Here is a 1,337-nt window from a genome sequence, read left to right on the forward strand (position 1 = left end):
CGGACTACCGCAACGTCTTCATGCTCATAGACAGAGGTGCGGGCGACAAGACCGACATACATGAAAACATCATCATCAGATGCTCGCGCAAGGACGCGAGCCGTGAAAAACTCATCTTCGACAACATCTTCATGGACACCGACGGCAGTGGATCTGACACGTTCACCTTCGCCTGCTTCGACGGCATTTTGGCACGGCTGACACCGCACAACGCGAGCTGCACGGGCGGAAAGCCGAGAAAGGACGGCAGCCTTGACATCAGCATGGTGGTCGGCCTGCCGAGTTTTTCATACAGCCTGCTGGCGGACTCCGTGGAGAATATGGAGAAAGGTGCCGTAGCTTCACGGGGAAACTTCACCACGAAGACATACACGGTGAAGAACCTGCTCCCGGGAAACTACAGTCTGCTCATTAAGCAGAACGCGGGCATCGACATCACGGCGGAGAGCACGGGAGGCGTCGAGTATGCCCATGCGGTCGGTCGCCGAAAGCAGGGAGAGGTCACATGGACTATTCCCTCGCTCACCTCCGACTACAGGGCGGGACTCTGCACCACGCTCGGACTGGGAAAGAACATCCTCCACGGCTTCGACGTGAAGAATGCCACGGCACAAGTCGTGGTCGAGGGTAAACCCATGGGTGCTGCCGTCACCCTGAATGGAGGTGACGCACTCGGCATCATCTTCACCCCCGACACGGTAAGCTATACGGTAAACGGCATCGTTGTCCACCGTGCGGCCAAGAAAGCTGGTCTCGGCTGACTCTTCGGCATGGGCTTCAACAAGGGACTCTCGACCATCGACGGGCTGAGCATCGACGGTGGAGACTTCGCCCTGACGAGCGTTTCGAGGGGCGTGGCCTACGAGACGAGGAAGGCTGTCGAGGACAGTATGGCGGTAATTATCGGCAGCGAGTGCAGCCCGAACGTGCCCAAGGCACAGGCAAGGTCGGCAGAAAACACCTCCTCCATCGAGAGGCAAGCCCATTCTGCCCTCACCGTGACAAGGAAGGACGGGACCGGTATGGCGTTCAGTGCCGAGCTGAGACTCGCCAAGGAGACCGATGCCGAACTGCTCGTCTATGACACATCAGGAAGACTGCTGAGCCGGACGGACATGGCGGGAGGCACCATAAAGCGTGCCGACTTCACCGTACCGCAGACGGGCGTGTACGTCGTCAAAGCACTCACCTTAGAAGAGGAATTCACAAAGAAGATAATGGCAAACTACTAAACCCCAACGGCTATGAAGACAAAGCATTACCTCATATCGGCGGCATTACTGACAGCCATCACCGCAGCCATCGCTGCGACGCATATATACAAGGGACAGGACAGT

1 protein-coding gene and 1 pseudogene are annotated in these 1,337 nt (G+C 57.5%); both read left to right on the forward strand.

The genetic code is table 11. The features are described from left to right. A pseudogene (locus tag E0E16_RS13760) lies at positions 1-761 on the forward strand (hypothetical protein); the annotation flags it as partial. Between the two features lie 9 nt (positions 762-770). Next, the gene (locus E0E16_RS13355; RefSeq protein WP_130830693.1) at positions 771-1,232 is read left to right on the forward strand and encodes a T9SS type A sorting domain-containing protein; all 462 of its coding nucleotides are present in this window, start codon (positions 771-773) and stop codon (positions 1,230-1,232) included. Positions 1,233-1,337 lie beyond the last annotated feature (105 nt).

Source organism: Prevotella rectalis (assembly GCF_900607215.1).
GTDB lineage: Bacteria > Bacteroidota > Bacteroidia > Bacteroidales > Bacteroidaceae > Prevotella > Prevotella brunnea.